The sequence below is a fragment of the Candidatus Amarolinea dominans genome (assembly GCA_016719785.1).
Classification (GTDB): Bacteria; Chloroflexota; Anaerolineae; order SSC4; family Amarolineaceae; genus Amarolinea; species Amarolinea dominans.
On record JADJYJ010000001.1, the window covers coordinates 357,195 to 370,884 of the forward strand.

Consider the following 13,690-nt stretch of genomic DNA (forward strand, 5'->3'; position numbering starts at 1 on the left):
ATCGAGAAGATACGTCTGGGGCCTATTCTACCCCATCCAGCGCCAGGTTCAACTTCAGCACGTTGATGCGCGGCTCACCCAGGAATCCCAACTGGCGGTCTTCGGTGTGCTGCGCCACAAGTTGCACGACAGCTTCGGCGGTGAGGCCACGCGTCCGCGCCACGCGCGGCGCCTGGTAGAGCGCCGCCGCGACGCTGATGTGCGGATCGAGGCCGCTGGCGGAGGCGGTCACCAGATCGCCCGGAACCGCCTGGATGTTGCCTGGGTCGGCAGCACGCAGCGCGGCGATGCGCGCGTGAACGGCTTCCAACAGCATGGGATTGCTCGGCCCGAGGTTGGAGCCGGATGACGCCGCCGCGTTGTAGGGAAACGGCGCCGTTGCCGATGGGCGGCCCCAGAAATACCTGGGATCATCGAACGACTGGCCGATCTGCGCCGAACCGACGATCCGACCATCTTGCCAGATGAGGCTGCCGTCGGCCTGAGACGGGAATATCACCTGGGCCAGGCCGGTCACCGCAAGCGGGTAGACGATGCCGGTCAGGAGAGTACACAAGGCCAGCAGCACAGCCGCCGGCCGAAACAGGGTTTTCATCATTGTGGACCTCTTCCATGATGCGCCAAATGCGCCATAGTAGAAACGTTGCATGCAACGTCTCTACTATGCTAACCTCAGAAATGCCAAAAACATGTCTATCAGCTTGATACCGACGAACGGCGCAACCAGCCCGCCCACGCCGTAAATCAACAGGTTGTCGCGCAGCAGTTGCGCGGCCGGCGCCGGCCGATAGGCCACGCCGCGCAGCGCCAGCGGGATCAACGCGATGATGATCAGGGCGTTGAAGATCACCGCCGACAGGATGGCGCTGGTCGGGGACGTAAGGCGCATGAAGTTGAGCGCGGCCAGCGCCGGGTAGGTCGAAGCGAACGCGGCCGGGATGATGGCGAAGTACTTGGAGACGTCGTTGGCGATGCTGAACGTGGTGAGCGCGCCGCGCGTCATCAGTAACTGCTTGCCGATCTCCACGATCTCGATCAGCTTGGTCGGGTTGCTGTCCAGATCCACCATGTTGGCAGCCTCGCGCGCCGGCTGCGTGCCGGTATTCATCGCCACCGCCACGTCGGCCTGGGCCAGCGCGGGCGCGTCGTTCGTGCCGTCGCCGGTCATCGCCACCAGCCGGCCGCCGGCCTGGTACTCGCGTATCAGCTTGAGTTTCGCTTCGGGCGTCGCCTGCGCCAAGAAGTCATCCACGCCCGCTTCCGCGGCAATGGCGGCGGCCGTCAGCGGGTTGTCGCCGGTGATCATGATCGTCTTGATACCGATTCGCCGTAGTTGCGCGAAACGTTCCTTCATACCGCCCTTGACGATGTCCTTCAGGTGGATGACACCCAACGCCTCGCCATTGCGGGCCACCACGAGCGGCGTGCCGCCAGTGCGTGCAATCTCGTCCACGGCGGGTCTCAGGTCGGGCGGCACCGGCCGATCGAAACCCAGGATGTATGTCAACATGGCGTCGGGCGCGCCCTTGCGAATGTGTGTCCCATCCAGATCCACGCCGCTCATGCGCGTCTGCGCCGTGAAGGGGATGAAGTGCATACCCTCAGGCGCCTCGGGTCCCGCGCCGACGGTGCGGCCGCGCAGGCCGTACTGTTCCTTCGCCAGCACGACGATACTGCGGCCCTCCGGCGTCTCGTCAGCCAGCGAGGAAAGCTGCGCCGCTTCGGCGAGGGCGCGCGGATCGGTGTGATTCACCGGGATGAACGCCACCGCCTGGCGGTTGCCGAGCGTGATCGTGCCCGTTTTGTCCAGCAGCAGCACGTCCACATCGCCGGCTGCTTCCACGGCGCGGCCCGACATGGCAATCACGTTGCGCTGGATCAAGCGGTCCATGCCGGCGATGCCGATGGCCGAGAGCAGGCCGCCGATGGTAGTCGGGATGAGGCAGACCAGCAGGGCAATCAGCACGGTGATCGTGACCGGCGTGCCCTGACCGGCCGCCGCGACGCTGTACACCGAATAGGGCAGCAGGGTTGCGCACACGACCAGGAAGATGATCGTGAAACCGGCCAGCAGGATGTTCAGGGCGATCTCGTTCGGCGTCTTCTGGCGCTTCGCGCCCTCCACCAGGCTGATCATGCGGTCGAGGAAGCCCTCGCCGGGGTCAGCGCTGACGCGCACCAGGAGCCAGTCTGAGAGCAGACGCGTCCCACCCGTGACGGCGCTGCGGTCGCCGCCGGCCTCACGGATCACGGGCGCGCTCTCACCGGTGATCGCGCTCTCGTCCACCGACGCAATGCCGGCGATCACCTCGCCGTCGGCCGGGACGGTGTCGCCGGCCTCGACCAGGACGCCATCGCCACGGTGCAGCGCGGCCGAGGAAACAGATTCACATTTATAGGAAGGACGCTCCGCAAGCGCGCCGTTCGTGGCCGCCCGCAGCTCACGGAGGATCGCATCAACAGGCTGCGACAGCTTCCTGGCCTGAGTCTCATGTCGTGTGCGGCGCAGCGCTTCGGCCTGGGCCTTGCCACGCCCTTCGGCCACGGCTTCAGCGAAGTTGGCAAACAGCACGGTGAACCACAGCCAGATCGCGACGGCGCCGATGAAGGCTGCGGGCGCTTCCCCGCGGCCGAACAGAGCCTGTATCCAGAGGAGCGTGGTGAGTACGCTGCCCACTTCCACCACGAACATGACGGGATTGCGCACCATCAAGCGCGGATTCAGTTTGACAAACGACTCCAGGATGGCGCGTTGGTACAGCTCACGCCGCATGGGAGTCTGTTTCTTGAGTTGGGTAGTCATTGCAATACCTATCTTACTAGCGGCCAAAGACCATGAGATGCTCGACAATCGGCCCAAGTCCTAGCGCCGGGATGAAGCTAAGCGCGCCGACGATCACGATGACGCCAATCAGCCACGCGATGAAGAGCGGCGTGTGCGTGGGCAACGTCCCCGCGCCCGCGGGAACTTTCTTCTTGCTCACGAGCGAGCCGGCAATCGCCAGGGCTGGGATCGCCAGCCAGTAGCGTGAGATCAGCATGACGATGCCGAGCGCCGTGTTGTAGAACGGCGTGTTCGCGCCTAAGCCGGCGAAGGCGCTGCCGTTATTACCGGCCGCCGACGAAAAGGCATAGAGCACCTCGCTGAAACCATGCGCCCCAGGGTTGAAGATGGTGGCAATGCCGCCAGGAGCCAGAACTGCCACTGCGGTGCCTATCTTCGCCGCGAGGATCGGAATCAGGAGGATGAGCGAAGCCATTTTCATTTCGTAGGCTTCAATTTTCTTGCCGAGGTATTCCGGCGTGCGGCCGACCATCAACCCGGCGACGAACACCGCGACGATGACGAACGCCAGCATTCCGTACAACCCGGAGCCGACGCCGCCATAGATGATCTCACCTAACTGCATCAGCCACATCGCCACAAGACCGCCCAACGGCATGAAGGAGTCGTGCATCGCGTTGACCGCGCCGTTCGACGCGGCTGTTGTGGCCGTCGCCCAAAGCGCAGAACTGGCAGCACCGAAACGCACCTCCTTGCCTTCCATGTTGCCGCCGGGGTTGGCAGCACTTTGCACCTGGTCAACGCCCAAGGCAGCGAGCGCCGGGTTGCCGCTCTGTTCCGCCCAGACAGCTACCGCGACCAGCACGACAAAGATGATCGTCATGGCAGCCAGCACAGCCCAGCCCTGGCGCGTGTCGCCCACCATCTTGCCGAAGGTGTAGCACAGCGCCGCCGGAATCAGCAGGATGGCAAGCATCTCCAGGAAGTTGGACAGCGGTGTGGGATTCTCGAACGGGTGCGCCGAGTTGACGTTGAAGAAGCCGCCGCCGTTGGTGCCCAGTTGCTTGATGGCGATCTGTGAAGCCGCCGGGCCGACGGCGAGCACCTGTTCCGTCACCATATTGCCATTGGCGTCTATCGCGGGCTGCAACAAGGCCACATTTTGATAGGGATTGAAGGTTTGCACCACGCCCTGCGAAACGAGCACCAGGGCGAGCAGGATCGAGAGCGGCAGCAGGATGTAGAGGGTCGAACGCGTCAGATCAACCCAGAAATTGCCGATCGTCTGCGCCGTATGACGGGCAATCCCGCGAGCCAAAGCAATCAGCACGGCCATGCCCGTCGCCGCGGAGACGAAATTCTGCACGGTCAGCGCCAGCATCTGCGTGAGGTAGCTCATCGTCGTTTCGCCGCCGTAGCCCTGCCAGTTGGTGTTGGTAGCAAAGCTGACCGCGGTGTTGAAGGATGAATCGGGCGACACCGCCGCGAGTCCCCTGCGGGTTGAACGGCAGGATACCCTGGAGCCGTTGCAGCAGATAGACAACCAGAAGACCCAGCAGGTTGAAGACCAGCATCGCCACGGCATACGTCTTCCAGGTCATCTCGGCATCGGGGTTCACCGCCGCGGCGCGATAGGAGATGCGCTCGACGGGCGCCAGCACGGGGTGAAGAAACGTCCGCTGACCGCCATACACGCGCGCCATGAACCCGCCCAGCGGCTTGACGAGCAGCAGCAGGACAACCAGATAGACAACAGGTAAGAGCCAATCCAAAGTACTCATCCGAATTTCTCCGGTTTCAACAGAGCCACGAACAGATAGACCAACAGCGACAGCGTGATCAGACCGACAGCCACAACCATCAGGCTCATGCGTCACCTCCCTTCAGCCATTCGCACATCCACACGAAAGCCCAACTGGCGGCGAAGAAAGCCAGTGCAAGGCCCACGAACGCGAGATCGCTCACCGAGACACCTCCATGATGTACCCCAACCATCCATTCACACCCAGCGCGGCTTATGCTACTCGACCTGGTAGGGTACGTCGGTCACTACGATGTTCTTCTTGAACAGCAGCGCAAATCGCAGGAAAGTCGCAGTCTGCATGTGCAGCAGGTTATGCCACCAGTGCTTCGGTACGAACTGGGGTACGACGATCGTGATGCGTTCGTTCTGCTGGCGCCGGCTGGCCACTTCTTCGATGTAAGCGAGCAGCGGTTCGTACATGACGCGGTAGGGTGAATCGAGAACCACCAGGCGGATTCCTTCACCCCAGGTCGCCCATTTGTCCTTGATGCGCTCGGTTTCGGTCGGCTCCACGGAGACATGGACGGCGGTCAAATCATGGGACAGCATGCGGGCATAGTGCAGCGCTTCAAGGGTCCCCTGGTGGACACCGCCGATGGGAAGGATGACGCGGTGACGAAACGAAGGCACGCGCGGTTGGTAGTTTTCCAGCGAAAGCTGCTTCGCCAGGCGCTTGTAGTGCGCATGGATGCGGAAAAAGATGAAGACCAGGGTGGGCGTCAGGAAGATGACGATCCAGGCGCCATCCCTGAATTTGGTGACGGCGAAGACGATGACGACGACGGCGGTGCAAAAGGCGCCGAAGGCATTGATCACCATCTTGACCTGCCAGCCCGGTTGGTAGCGCAGCACGGACCCCGGCTCGTTCACCTCCTGACCGGGAGACAAATGGCCGGCTTTCCACCACCGCCGGGCCATGCCAACCTGCGACAGCGTGAAGGAGAGGAAGACGCCGATCGCGTAGAGCGGGATCAGGGCGGTGACGCTGGCGTTGAACGCAATGATGAGCAGACTCGCAACCAGTGCAAGGGCCACGATGCCATACGAGTAAACCAACCGACTGCCTCGCAAGGTGAGCTGACGGGGCAGGAAGCCGTCGCCGGCGTGAAGGGCAGCCAACCGCGGGAAGTCGGCAAACGATGTGTTGGCGGCCAGGACCAGGATCAGGGTGGTGGCGGCGATGAGGCCCAGGTAGAGAGGGCCTTGTCCATTGAACACGGTCCGGGCCAGCTGCGAGATGACTGTCTCTCCTCCTCGGAGGGCACGGCGGCCATGACGCGCGAGAGGAAGCTGATGGCGAGGAACAACGTGGCTAGGATGGCCGCCATCCAGATCAAGGTGATGCCGGCGTTGCGGCTGCGCGGCTCGCGGAAGGCCGTGATGCCATTGGAGATCGCCTCGATGCCGGTCAGCGCGGCCGTGCCGCTGGAGAAGGCATGCAGGAGCAGGAAGGGGGTCACGACGCCCAAACCGGTTTCCAGCACCGCATGGGGGGGATTGCTCACGGTTCCCAGCGTCCCAGAGAGGGCGCGGAACAGGCCAACGCCAACCGTGGCAAACATCATCACGATGAAGAAGTAGGTGGGCAAGGCGAAGGTCGCGCCGGATTCCTTGACCCCGCGTAGATTGATCAACATGACAACAGCGACCAGGGCCACTGCGAGCGGTACGCGATAGGGAAACAGATCTGGAAACGCAGAGGCAATTTGCGCGACGCCAGATGAGACGGACACCGCCACGGTCAAAACGTAGTCGGTGAGGAGGGCCGCGCCGGCGGTCTGCGCGGGTAATTCGCCCAGGTTATCGCGCGCCACGATGTAGGCGCCGCCGCCGCCGGGGTACGCGTGAATCGTCTGCTCGTAGGACACAGTGACGATTACCAGCAGGGCGGTGATGGCGATGGCGATGGGAAAGACGTAACCGAGCGCCAGCGTGCCGGCCGCCGCCAGGATGATCAGGATTTCCTGGGTGGCATACGCGGTGGACGAAAGCGCGTCGGAGGCGAACACCGCCAGGCCCACGAGCTTGCCGACCGTCTGATGCGGCAGGTCAATGCTACGCAGGGGTTGGCCGATGAGCCGTACCCAGATGGACTTTTGCGGGGCGATGGGCGCTTCTGTGCGCTCGATGACGGTGTAGCCCTTACTCGAATCAAGTCGTTGGTTGTTTAGCATGAAAAGAAATCCTGGGATTTGTCGGAGATGACAACAGTGTACTCAGGAGCGCGTCAAAGAGGAGACAAGAAAGAGGGTGAACAGGTCAAGAAAAGGTCAATTGAATTACTGAACCCACGGATGGTGTAACGTGAACCCTTGTGCTACAATTCGTGATAGGTTGACTCAACGAGAATGGAGCTTTGATTCGATGTCTTCGGAGGCAATCCATGACCGGGAAAACTCTTCTGAAAGCTGATCCGCTCCCCTGGCTGCTGGCCGAGAATGGGCCGGGCGTGCGCTACCTGGCGCTGCGTGACCTGCTCGATCGGTCGGCCGATGACCCGCAGTTGGCGGAGGCGCCGCGCCGCACACCGCGCCAGGGCCGATTGCCGCCGTCCTCGCACAGATGGACGCGGCCCGGCTTTTGGGCCGAGCCTACCCCGGTTACTATCCCAAGTATCGCGGCCCGTCTGGGCAGTCATCTTGCTGGCGCAGTTGGGCGCTGCGAGCAGTGAAGATGAGCGCATCGGCCGGGCCTGCGCCTACCTGCTGGATCACGCGCTGACGCCCGGCGGTCAGTTCTCGGTCAACGGCGCGCCCTCCGGCACGGCCGATTGCCTGCAGGGCAACCTCTGTTGGGCGCTGCTGGAGCTGGGCTGCGCCGATTCGCGGCTGGAAGCCGCCTTCGACTGGCTGGCGCGCAGCGTCACCGGCGAGGGGATCGCACCGCTGGAGGAGAAGAATGCGCCGGTCCGCTACTACGCGGGCAAATGCGGGCCGGACTTCGCCTGCGGGTCGAACAACAAGCTGCCGTGCGCCTGGGGCGCGGTCAAGGTGATGCTGGCCCTGGGGCGCTGGCCGGCCGCCAGGCGAACACCGCCATGGAACGGGCCATCGGCCGCGGGATCGCCTTCGCTGGGCACAGACCCCGCCCTGGCCGGATACCCCAATGGCTGGGCCGAGAAGCCCAGCAGCAACTGGTGGAAGTTCGGCTTTTCCCGTTTTTACGTCACCGATCTGCTGCAAAACGTCGAAGCGCTGGTCGCATTGGGTTACGGTCACGACCGCGCCTGGCCCACGCGTTCGATGTGATCCACTCGAAGCAGGATGCCGCGGGGCGCTGGCCGTTGGAGTACGACTACGCCGGCAAGACCTGGACCGACTTCGGGGCCAAAAAGCAGCCCAACCCGTGGGTCACACTGCGTGCGCTGCGGGCGTCGAAGGCGGCGGCGCGGGGGTCAGGTCATCACGCACCGCCTGCTTGAGCAGCAGGCCGATACGATTGATGATCAGCCTGCTGGCCGAAGGGATCACACTGGATCGCCCCGGTCAGGAAGCGCTCGTCGTTGTAGACGGGGACGATCACCGACACCTGTTCAGTTGCGCGCCATTTCCCATCCTGCGATGGTGCGCTGAGCCAGGTCGAAGCGCACGCCGATCAGGTAGACCGGCTTGAGGCTGCCCAGGTACGGCTCGGCGTAGCCTTGCCGCCGGATTTGGGCCAGCGCGTCGGCCGGGGTTCCTTCCAGCTTGAACTCGAAGATGAACACCCCTTCGGCCAGCTCGACGATCGCGTGCCGGCCTGACCCCTGACTGGAGCGCAACCTCCACGCCGGTTTGCAGCCCCAACAGGCGGAACACCAGGTAAAAGACGGTCTGGTAATAGCGCTCCTGGGGCATCTGGATGTCATAGGGGATGCTGGCGAAGAAGGCGCGCAGGATGGCGAAGGCCTGATCGAAATCGGCCGCCTGCAGCGCCTCACGCAGCCGCCACAACTCCGCTAAGCCGCGCCGATGTCAGATGGTGTGAACGCAGCCAGCAGGTAGGTCAGGAAGGCGTGCTCGACTTCGTAATTGGGGTAGCCCAGGCGATAGAGGCGGCTGGTCGGATCGTAGCGCTTGATGGTCAGGTAGCCGGTCTGGTAGAGCAGCGGCACGATCGGCAGCTCGTCCAGATCGTAGGCGCTGAAGGCCAGGTCGCTTGAGTCGCGGTTGCCCAGCTCGCGCACGTCGTAGCCGCGCTGCTCGATCAACTTGATCAGGAAGGTCGGCGTGCCCGTGTCGAACCAGAAATTGCCGAATCGCTTCTGGCTGAGCATGAGCCACAAGGAGAAGGGGTTGTAGACCGATTGGCAATCGGCCGCAAAGCAGAAACCGTTGTACCAGTTGCGCACCTGCGCCAGCAGCGCATCGAAGGCAACCTGTTCCTGATCGGCCATTTGCGCCAGATAGCCGGTCGCATGGTCGAGCAGTTCCGCCTCGGTCACGCCGAGCAAGGTCGCAAAACGAGTGTCCAGGCTGATGTCCTCCAGGTTGTTCAATCCCGAAAAGACGCCGACCTTGCTGAATTTACTCACACCGGTCAACATAACGAAGCGAATGTGGGCGTCCATGCCCTTGATGACGCCATAGAAGCCGCGCAACACTTCGCGCACGCGGCGCGCCTCGGCCAGGTCGTCCAGGTGATCGAGCAGCGGCTTGTCGTACTCGTCTACCAGGATCACGACGCGGCCGTCGCCCGCCAGCCCCGACCAGCTCGCGCAAGCGCTTGAGGTGGTCGCCCGGCCCCAGCGCGATGCCGGCCCGTTCCCCCAACTCGCCCAGCATCTCGGCCAGCACGAGCTTGAGGTGCTCAGCGTTCTCGGCGCGATAGAGGCTGAGATCCATGCGGATGACCGGGAAGGGCTGCCAGTCGTAGGGCTGGTCGTCGAGCCACAGCCCGCGGAAGAGCGGTCGGTTGCCGCGGAAGATCTCCTCCAGGGTCGAGATCAGCAGGCTCTTGCCGAAGCGTCGCGGCCGCGCCAGGAAATAGACGCCCGAGGGGTTGCGGATCAGCTCGTAGATCCAGCGCGTCTTGTCCACATACAGATAGCCGCCTTCGATCAGCTTGCGAAAGCTCTGGATGCCGATGGGCAACAGTTTGAGCATCATTGCACCTCCTCCTGAACCGCGTCGAACTCGTCAATGATCAACCAGCCTCCATCTCTGCTGCCGCCTCACGAAAGAGGGTGGTCCTGCCCGTCTGCCGCGCCGCGTTGAGGGTGAGATAGCGCCCCAGGGAGATTATAGCATCTTCGCCCCGCTGCTGGCAATCAGAGCCGCGCGGTAACTGCTCAGCCAGGCAGTGAGAATGGTCTCGATAGCGCCCGGAGTGCCCCCCTGCCCCCCAATCCTGGGGGAATGCGTCTCCCCCCAAAGTTGGGGGGTCGGGGGGCAGGTCAAGGCGGGCTGATCCATGTTGTACCGTGGACAGCCAACGCCGCGTCCAGGGCCTGGCTTCCCTGCGCCAGGTATGCCAGGGGCAACACGGTGACGCGCTCGGCCAGGGGATAGGGGCGCTCACCGGGATAGAGGACGATCAGGTGATCGAGCGCCAGGTCCGTCAGCGCGCTGCGCATGGAAGGGGTGAGCCGCGGCGTCCATGCGCTTGCACTCGACGCCCACGCGACGGCCACCAGTGAACAGCAGCAGATCAAGCTCTGCGCCGGAGTGCGTGGCCCAGAAGTAGGCCTCGTCCGGATCAACCGCCTTGATGACCTCTTCGATCACATAGCCCTCCCACGAGGCGCCGCTCTTGGGATGCAGCCAGAGATCACGTTCCTCGCGCAGGCCCAACATCTGGTGCAGGATGCCGGTATCCCGAAAATAGAGTTTGGGTGACTTGATCTGCCTCTTGCCCAGGTTGACGAACCAGGGCCGCAGCTGGCGCACCATGAAGGCGCCCTCGAGCAGATCGAGGTAGCGCCGCACCGTGGACTCGCTGACCTCGAAATTGCGCGCGGTTTCGGCGGCATTCCAGACCTGGCCGTGGTAATGGGCCAGCATGTTCCAAAAACGAAACATGCTGGCCGCGGAAATGCTCACGCCCAACTGTGGCAAGTCTCGTTCCAGAAAGGTTTGGATGAAGTTCCGGCGCCAGGCCAGGCTGTCAGCGTCCGATGCAGCCAGGAAAGAGAGGGGGAAACCGCCGCGCTGCCAGTGGCGCATTTGCATCTCGACGCCGACCTCGGCCAGGCTGAAACCGGCCATGCGGATGATCTCCAGCCGGCCGGCCAGTGTTTCTGATGATTGGCGCAGCATGGCGGGCGAGGCGCTGCCCAGGATCAGGAACGCGCCGGGAGGGGCGTGCGATCGCAGAGCACGCGCAACAGTGGAAAAAGCTCGGGCCGGCGTTGGATTTCGTCAATCACCACCAATCCGGTCAAACCCTGCAAGGCGGTCATGGGCTGGTCGAGCCGGGCCAGGCTGATCGGGTCTTCCAGGTCAAAGTAGTTCATTGAGTCCGCGGGGACGAACTCGCGGGCCAGGGTCGTCTTGCCGCATTGGCGCGGTCCGATGAGCGCGACGACCCGGCTGCGCGTCAGCGCATGTGTGATATCTTGCTGTAATTGTGGTCGTGGAAAAATCATGGCGTCATTATACCCTGAAAATCCGTCTTGTCAAGGCGGATTTTCAGGGTGTTTCTCTGATCTCACTCGTACCGGAAGCGCGCCACCCCTACCGCGAAGAAGATGGCGGCAAAGCCGAGCAGGACGCCCACCTCCGGCAGCACCCCCATCACGCCCTGCCCACGCAGCAGCAGATCGGTCATGCCCTGCATGGCCCAGGTGGTGGGCAGCACCTTGACGGCCGTGCGCACCGTTTCTGGGAACAGCTCGATGGGATACCAGCACCCGCCCAACAGGGCCATGACCATGCCCAGCATGATGCTCAGGCCGTTGGCCTGGCTGGCTGTCTTGACGAAGGCGCCGAGCATGGCGCCCAGCGCGGCCGCGGCCAGCGTCGAGGCGATCATCACCAGCGCCAGCCCGGCCGGCTGATCCGCCCAATTCACGCGCAGGACAACGACACCGAACAGGATCAGCAGGGTCATCTGCACCAACGCCCAGAAGACGTTGCCCAGGATGGAGCCGAGCAGGAAGGCGCCCTTGCCGGTCGGCGTGGTCAGCAGACGGCGCAGGGTGCCGGTCTGCCGCTCGAACGCGAACGCGGCCGAGATGCCGATGAGCGGGATGAAGACCCAGGTGATCAACTGCCCGGCCGAGGAGTTGGCGGCCGGGTCGTACTTGACCGGGTCCGCGGTGCTGGCCAGGACCGGTTCGAGGCGGTCCGGCGCCTGCGCCATCAGATCCTGGGCCGCGACCAGGGCCGCGTCGAAAAAGGCGCTGCGACCGGCCTCGTCTGCGAAGGGCCGCAGGCGCTCCGCCTCCGCCACGGCCTGGCGACCAATGCTGACCGCGCTGCCCAGCCGGTAGAGCACGGCCTGCACCGAGCGGCCGGCCGCCGCGCCGTTGAGATTGTTGGGCAGTTGGCGCAGGTCGAGGACGATCTCGCCCGTCTCCAGGGCGGCCAGGTCGCAGTTGGCCGGGATGACCAGCAGGGCCGAGGCGGCGCGATCTGCGAACGCGGCCTCCCCCTCCGCCAGGGTCACCACTTCAGGCCGCACCGACTCCGATTTCGCCAGCTCCGCGATGATCTGCTGCGAAAGGGGCGACCCGGCCTGGTCGGCCACCAACAGGTGGATGCGGTTGTCGGCCGGCGCGCCCGTGCCGCCGGCCAGAATGAAAGTGAAGACGATGGGCAGGATGAGGAAAAAAAGCAGTTCCGACCTGCTCGCAAAGCGCAGCAAGGTGTCTTTCCAGATGATGCTCAAAATTTTCATGACGACTCCCAACTCATTTGCTTCTCACCTCAGGCTTGCAGCAGCGAGCGGCGGTTGAACAGGGCGATGGCCGCGGCGGCCAGGACGAGGCCCATCACCAGCAGCCCCAGCAGGGGCCGGCCCAGATCGGCCAGGGTGCCGCCCAGGCCCAGGGTGGTGAAGCCATCCAGCCCCCAGGCGTTGGGCGTGACCCTGCTGAGCCATTGGAACCACGATGGCATGATGTTGGTCTGCACGAAGCTGCCGCCCAGGATGCCGAAGGTGAGCATGACAGCCGTGCCGACGGCGGAAACCTGGCCCGGCGTCTGCGCCAGCGCGGTGATGAGCATGCCCCAGCCCAGCGCGCCGAACACCGCGGCCAGGATGAGCACCAGCAGGCCCAGCGGGTCGCCCCAGCGCAGGCCGAACAACAGCGAACCGGTGAGGATCAGGATGAGCATCTGCAAGACGCCGGTCAGATAGGCGCCGAACAGTTTGCCGAGCAGCGCCTGGGCGCCGGTAGTGGGCGAGATGAGCAGCCGCGCCAGCGTGCCCTGCGCCTTTTCGGCCAGGAGCGAGCGGCCGCCGTTGGTGACGGTGAACATGAGGAACAGGAGCGCCATACTCGGCGCCATGTAGGCCATCGGGTTGAAGGGCTGCTGTTCCTCGCCGCTGGCAGAGAACTGCAGCCGGATGAGCGGCTCGGCTGCAGACGCTGCGGTCTGGCGCTGGCCTACGGCCACGGCGAAATCCTGCGCCTGGTCGGGCGCGATCAGACCGGCGGTCAGCGCCTGCACGACGATCACCTGGCCGGCCACGCGGCCCGTCTCCACGCGACTGATGAACCCTTCGACGATGGCCTGGATCACCCCGGCGCTCACCGGCCGGCCGGGGTTTTTATAGACTTCGATTTTCACCGCCTGCCCGGACGGCGTCTGACCGCTGCGGGGAATGATGCTGTCGCTGAAGCCCGCGGGTACGATGACCGCCGCGGCCGCCTGGTCCGCATCCACCTGGCCGCGAGCTGCGGTCGCATCCGCCGCCAGCGTGGGCAGCAGCAGCCCGGCCAGATCTTCAGATCGGAGCAGGTCTGCCAGGGCCTGGCCCAACTGGCCGTCGTCCTGGTTGACGACCAGCACCGGGATGGCCGCCAGCCCGCTGGTGCTGCTGCGACCCATCTGGCCGGTGACGAAGCCCAGGCCGATGGTCAGCAGAAAGGGCGCGAGGAGCATAAAGGTGAGCGCGGCGCGGTCGCGGAAGATCAGTTTGACATCTTTGAGACCGATGAGGATGAGCTTTTTCAT

General features: G+C 64.1%; 10 protein-coding genes and 3 pseudogenes. 3 read left to right on the plus strand and 10 right to left on the minus strand.

From position 1 onward, the window contains the following. Window positions 1-22: 22 nt before the first annotated feature. The 5 genes and pseudogenes from kdpC to IPM84_01890 form a co-directional block, all read right to left on the minus strand. On the minus strand, window positions 23-595 hold the full coding sequence (gene kdpC / locus IPM84_01870; protein ID MBK9091524.1) for a potassium-transporting ATPase subunit KdpC: 573 nt from the start codon (window positions 593-595) through the stop codon (window positions 23-25). A 66-nt stretch (window positions 596-661) separates the two neighbouring features. Further along, window positions 662-2,803 (minus strand): potassium-transporting ATPase subunit KdpB, encoded by a 2,142-nt coding sequence (gene kdpB / locus IPM84_01875; protein ID MBK9091525.1) that lies wholly within the window; start codon window positions 2,801-2,803, stop codon window positions 662-664. 16 nt (window positions 2,804-2,819) lie between these two features. Beyond that, a pseudogene (gene kdpA, locus IPM84_01880) lies at window positions 2,820-4,566 on the minus strand (potassium-transporting ATPase subunit KdpA). Beyond that, window positions 4,563-4,655, minus strand: coding sequence for a K(+)-transporting ATPase subunit F (kdpF, locus tag IPM84_01885; protein ID MBK9091526.1), 93 nt, complete (start codon window positions 4,653-4,655; stop codon window positions 4,563-4,565). The pseudogene kdpA and the gene kdpF overlap by 4 nt, the downstream one beginning before the upstream one ends. Before the next feature lie 150 nt (window positions 4,656-4,805). Then, window positions 4,806-6,763, minus strand: a pseudogene (locus tag IPM84_01890) (APC family permease). Between the two features lie 209 nt (window positions 6,764-6,972). On the opposite strand from IPM84_01890, the gene IPM84_01895 reads away from it, so the two are divergent. From IPM84_01895 to IPM84_01905, 3 genes are read left to right on the plus strand one after another with little or no spacing between them, the layout of a single operon-like run. Beyond that, complete coding sequence (locus IPM84_01895) at window positions 6,973-7,260, plus strand: hypothetical protein (protein ID MBK9091527.1); 288 nt, start codon at window positions 6,973-6,975, stop codon at window positions 7,258-7,260. Then, a complete protein-coding gene (locus IPM84_01900; protein MBK9091528.1) occupies window positions 7,229-7,837 on the plus strand; it encodes a hypothetical protein in 609 nt (202 codons plus the stop codon). Before IPM84_01895 ends, IPM84_01900 begins: the two co-directional genes overlap by 32 nt. Further along, the gene (locus IPM84_01905) at window positions 7,834-8,010 is read left to right on the plus strand and encodes a hypothetical protein (GenBank protein ID MBK9091529.1); all 177 of its coding nucleotides are present in this window, start codon (window positions 7,834-7,836) and stop codon (window positions 8,008-8,010) included. The genes IPM84_01900 and IPM84_01905 overlap by 4 nt, the downstream gene beginning before the upstream one ends. A 111-nt stretch (window positions 8,011-8,121) precedes the next feature. Here the strand turns inward: IPM84_01905 and IPM84_01910 are convergent, their stop codons facing one another. The 5 genes and pseudogenes from IPM84_01910 to IPM84_01930 form a co-directional block, all read right to left on the minus strand. After that, window positions 8,122-8,349, minus strand: a complete 228-nt coding sequence (locus IPM84_01910) for a PD-(D/E)XK nuclease domain-containing protein (GenBank protein ID MBK9091530.1) — start codon at window positions 8,347-8,349, stop codon at window positions 8,122-8,124. 177 nt (window positions 8,350-8,526) lie between these two features. After that, window positions 8,527-9,249, minus strand: coding sequence for an AAA family ATPase (locus tag IPM84_01915; protein MBK9091531.1), 723 nt, complete (start codon window positions 9,247-9,249; stop codon window positions 8,527-8,529). Window positions 9,250-9,963: 714 nt separating this feature from the next. Continuing rightward, window positions 9,964-11,154 (minus strand): annotated as a pseudogene (locus IPM84_01920) (ATP-binding protein). 62 nt (window positions 11,155-11,216) lie between these two features. After that, window positions 11,217-12,407, minus strand: a complete 1,191-nt coding sequence (locus IPM84_01925) for an ABC transporter permease (GenBank protein MBK9091532.1) — start codon at window positions 12,405-12,407, stop codon at window positions 11,217-11,219. Window positions 12,408-12,436: 29 nt separating this feature from the next. After that, window positions 12,437-13,690: an ABC transporter permease gene (locus IPM84_01930; GenBank protein MBK9091533.1), complete on the minus strand. Its 1,254-nt coding sequence runs from the start codon at window positions 13,688-13,690 to the stop codon at window positions 12,437-12,439.